5 protein-coding genes are annotated in these 3,952 nt (G+C 73.7%); 4 read left to right on the forward strand and 1 reads right to left on the reverse strand.

Annotated elements, in window-relative coordinates; translation table 11 throughout:
* Nucleotides 1-33: 33 nt before the first annotated feature.
* Genes K6I34_RS33105 through K6I34_RS33120 form a run of 4 tightly spaced genes read left to right on the forward strand, consistent with a single transcriptional unit; the run spans nt 34 to nt 3,238 of the window.
* A complete protein-coding gene (locus K6I34_RS33105; RefSeq protein ID WP_229331739.1) occupies nt 34-747 on the forward strand; it encodes a nucleotidyltransferase family protein in 714 nt (237 codons plus the stop codon).
* A 9-nt stretch (nt 748-756) separates the two neighbouring features.
* Nucleotides 757-1,689, forward strand: a complete 933-nt coding sequence (locus K6I34_RS33110; RefSeq protein WP_229331740.1) for an NAD(P)-dependent oxidoreductase — start codon at nt 757-759, stop codon at nt 1,687-1,689.
* Complete coding sequence (locus K6I34_RS33115; protein ID WP_229331741.1) at nt 1,686-2,378, forward strand: spherulation-specific family 4 protein; 693 nt, start codon at nt 1,686-1,688, stop codon at nt 2,376-2,378. Before K6I34_RS33110 ends, K6I34_RS33115 begins: the two co-directional genes overlap by 4 nt.
* Nucleotides 2,375-3,238 carry an endo alpha-1,4 polygalactosaminidase gene (locus tag K6I34_RS33120; protein WP_229331742.1) on the forward strand — a complete coding sequence of 288 codons (864 nt, stop codon included), beginning with the start codon at nt 2,375-2,377 and terminating at the stop codon, nt 3,236-3,238. The genes K6I34_RS33115 and K6I34_RS33120 overlap by 4 nt, the downstream gene beginning before the upstream one ends.
* Nucleotides 3,239-3,253: 15 nt before the next feature.
* Here K6I34_RS33120 and K6I34_RS33125 read toward each other — a convergent pair whose 3' ends face one another.
* Nucleotides 3,254-3,643 carry a YchJ family protein gene (locus tag K6I34_RS33125; protein WP_229331743.1) on the reverse strand — a complete coding sequence of 130 codons (390 nt, stop codon included), beginning with the start codon at nt 3,641-3,643 and terminating at the stop codon, nt 3,254-3,256.
* Between the last annotated feature and the right edge of the window lie 309 nt (nt 3,644-3,952).

Below are 3,952 nucleotides of genomic sequence, written 5' to 3' on the forward strand. Positions count from 1 at the left end.
CACAGATCCACCCCCGCACAGAGAGGACGGCACATGCACGCAGTCATACTCGCCGGAGGCAAGGGCGTCCGGCTGCGCCCCTACACCACCGCGCTCCCCAAGCCCCTCGTGCCCATCGGCGAGGAGCACGCGATCCTGGAGATCGTGATGCGCCAGCTCGTCGAGGCGGGCTTCACCAGCTGCACCTTGGCCATCGGCCACCTCGGGCACATCATCCGCGCCTACGTCGGCGACGGCTCCCAGTGGGGCATGAGAGTCGACTACACGACCGAGGAGAGCCCCCTCGGCACCATGGGCCCCCTCCTCACCATGCTCGACCGCCTCCCCGAGCACTTCCTCGCCATGAACGGCGACATCCTCACCGACCTCGACTTCGGCGACGTCCACCGCACCCACGTCCGCTCGGGCGCGCCGCTCACCATCGCCACCTACGCCCGCCAGGTGAACATCGACTTCGGCGTCCTCACCACCGACGCCGGCCGCGTCGTCGGCTTCGCCGAGAAGCCGAGCATGGACTACCGCGTCTCCATGGGCGTCTACGGCGTCTCCCGCGCCGCCCTGGCCCGCTACACGCCCGGCCTCCCGCTCGGCTTCGACGAACTCGTGCTGGACATGCTCCGGGAGGAGAACCCGCCGCACGCCTACGAGTTCGACGGCTACTGGCTCGACATCGGCCGCCCCGACGACTACGACCGGGCCAACCGGGAGTTCTCCCTCCACCGCGACCTGCTGATCAAGGGAGCGTGACCGGCCCGCATGCGCATCCTCGTCCTGGGCGCCACCGGCTTCCTCGGCCGGCACGCCACCGGGAGCCTGCGCGCCCTGCCGGGCGCGCAGGTCCTCGAAGCGGGCCGACGCGGCACCCTGCCTGTCGAAGTGCCTTTCGAAGCGTTTTGCGACGTGCCCCTCGACCTCGCCACGGCCGACCCCGCACGGTTCGCCGAGGTCCTGCGGGCCGCCGCGCCCGACGCCGTCGTCAACTGCGCGGGTGCCGTCGGCGGCAGCGCCCTCGCCCTCACCGCGACCAACGCCCGCGGCCCCGCCGCCCTGTGCGAGGCCCTCCGCGCGGCCGCGCCCCGCGCCCGCCTCGTCCACCTGGGCTCCGCCGCCGAGTACGGTGCCGCCGACGGCCGCGCCCCGCTCGCCGAGTCCGGCACCACCCGGCCGGTCGGCCTCTACGGCGCCGCCAAGCTCGCCGGGACCCTCGCCGTCACCGGCTCCGGCCTCGACGCCACCGTCCTGCGCGTGTTCAACCCCGTCGGACCCGGCGCCCCGGACGGCTCCCTGCCCGGACGGCTCGCCCGCGAACTGCGCCGCGCCGGGCCCGACGGCCGCGTCCGCGTCGGCGACCTCTCCGCGTACCGCGACTTCGTCGACGCCCGCGACGTGGCCGACGCCGTCGTCCGCGCCGTCACCGCCCCCGGGCCCGTACCCCCCGTCCTCAACATCGGCAGCGGCACGGCACGGCCCTCCCGGGACGTCGCCGGGGAACTCGTCCGGGCCGCGGGCTTCCGCGGCACGCTCGACGAGGGCGGCGACGGCTCGCACCGCTCCGCCGCCGTGCCCTGGCAGGAGGCCGACATCACGCTGGCCACCCGCACCCTCGGCTGGCTGCCACGCCGTACCCTGACCGAGTCACTCACCGACCTGTGGCACGACACCGCCCGAACGCCGGAGTCCGCCCGATGAAACGTCCGACCGCGGACCAGCGCCCCCTGCTGGTCCCGCTGTACGTCCACCCCGCGGCCGACCCGGCCGCGTGGGCCGCGCTGGAGACCGCCGCCCCCTCGCTGCGCGCGGTGGTCCTCAACGTCGCCGACGGGCCCGGCGCACGGCCCGACCCCGCCTTCACCGAGGCCGCCGCGCGGCTGCGCGCCGCCGGCGTGCCCCTGCTCGGCTACACCGACACCGGCTACGGCCACCGTCCGCCCCGCGACGTCGTCGGCGACATCCGCAGACACCGCAGGTGGTACGAGGTGGACGGCGTCTTCCTCGACCAGGTGGCCGCCCACCCGGCCCTGCTGCCCCGCTACCGCCGCCTCGTGACCGTCGCCAGGGCGCTGGGCGCCCGCACGGCCGTGCTCAACCCCGGCACCCACCCCGACCCCGGCTACGCCCGCCTCGGCGACCTGCTCGTCACCTTCGAGGGCGACTGGGAGACGTACCGGCGCGTCGACGTCCCGGCCTGGACCACCGACCACCCGCCCGAGCGCTTCTGCCACCTCGTCCACGGCGTGCCCTCCGGGTACGCCGACCGGGTGGCCCGCACGGCGGCACGCAGGGGAGCCGCCGTGCACTGCGCCGTGCCCGGCGAGGGCCCCAACCCGTGGCAGAGCGTGCCCGGGACACTGACCGCGACCACGGGGGAGGGCCGGTGAACCCCCGGGCGGGACGTCACCGGTGGGCCGTGCTGCCCGCCGTCCTGCTGCTGGCCCTCGCGGGCTGCTCGGCGACCGGCTCGTCCGGACCGGACGACGACGGTGACGACGACGGCGGCGCCACCGCCCCGTCCTCGCGGGCACCGCGGACCACGGGCGGCCACTGGCAGCCCCGGCCCGGCACCCGCTGGCAGTGGCAGCTCGACGGCAAGGTCGACACCGGCGTGGACGTGCCGGTCTACGACATCGACGGCTTCGAGAACTCCGCCGCCGTCGTCGACAAGCTCCACGCCCGCGGCCGCAAGGTCATCTGCTACATCAACGCGGGCGCCTGGGAGGACTTCCGCCCCGACAAGGCGGCCTTCCCCAAGGCCCTGCTCGGCGCGGACAACAAGGGCTGGCACGGCGAGAAGTGGCTGGACATCCGCCGCCTCGACCTCCTCCGGCCGCTCATGGCCTCCCGCATCGACATGTGCAGGCAGAAGGGGTTCGACGCCGTCGAACCCGACCTCACCGAGGGCTACCGCAACCACACCGGCTTCCCCCTGAAGGCCGCCGACCAGCTCGCCTTCAACCGGATGCTCGCCAAGCTCGCCCACGACCGGGGCCTGGCCGTCGGGCTGAAGAACGACCTCGAACAGATCCCTCAGCTGGTCCCCGACTTCGACTTCGCCGTGAACGAGCAGTGCGCCCAGTACGACGAGTGCGACAGCCTCGCGCCGTTCGTGAAGAACGGCAAGGCGGTCTTCCACGTCGAGTACGAGCTGAAGCCGGGCGACTTCTGCGGCACCAGCAGGCGGCTCGGCCTCAGCTCGATGCAGAAGAAGCTCGGCCTCGACGCGTGGCGAGCCCCCTGCTGACCGGCTGGCCGACGGTCACTCCACCGCGTCCACGTACACCCACTGGCCGTCCACACGGGTGAACCGGCTGTTCTCGTGCTGGTCACCCGCGTGGCCGCCGACCGTGTAGTGGGCCCGGAACTCCACCGTCCCCTCGGAGTGGAACGGCGTTCCGTCCGTCGTACCGAGGATCTCCAGGCGGGTCCACCGCAGCTCCGGGTCGAAGTCGATGCTCTCCGGCCGCGTCGCCGGATGCCACGACCGCAGCAGATAGGCGGCGTCGTGCACGGCGAACGCGCTGTAGCGGGAGCGCATCAGCTTCTCCGCCGTCGCGGCCGTCTTCTCGCCGCGGTGGATGGCGCCGCAGCAGTCGCCGTACGACGCGCCGAGCCCGCACGGGCAGGGGCGGGTGTGATTCATGGGCATCCCACGATTGTCCATGATCGGCCGGTGTGAGCCTGTACGAGCCCGTGTGAGCCCGTGTGAGCTCGTGTTGCCCCCGTCAGGTGCACGGAAGGAGCGCGCACGCCGGGCAGTGCGCCGTTCGGCCGTTGTGCCTACGTGCCGCTGGCGACGGGAACCGGACGGCTGGATGATCGGACCCCGTACCCGGCCCCGACCGACGGCACCGGAGGAGGAGTTCTCGCATGCCCGGCAAACGGAAGCGTGTGCGGATCGCGTGGACCGCGGCCGCCCTGGCCGCCCTGGCCACCCTCACAACAGCGGCCCTCACCC

This window comes from Streptomyces sp. UNOC14_S4 (assembly GCF_020740835.1).
In the GTDB taxonomy this organism is placed as follows: Bacteria; Actinomycetota; Actinomycetes; order Streptomycetales; family Streptomycetaceae; genus Streptomyces.

Coding starts and splice junctions, on each gene's coding strand:
- K6I34_RS33105 (WP_229331739.1), top strand. CDS start 34: ATGCACGCAGTCATACTCGCCGGAGGCAAGGGCGTCCGGCTGCGCCCC.
- K6I34_RS33115 (WP_229331741.1), top strand. CDS start 1,686: ATGAAACGTCCGACCGCGGACCAGCGCCCCCTGCTGGTCCCGCTGTAC.
- K6I34_RS33110 (WP_229331740.1), top strand. CDS start 757: ATGCGCATCCTCGTCCTGGGCGCCACCGGCTTCCTCGGCCGGCACGCC.
- K6I34_RS33125 (WP_229331743.1), bottom strand. CDS start 3,643: ATGCCCATGAATCACACCCGCCCCTGCCCGTGCGGGCTCGGCGCGTCG.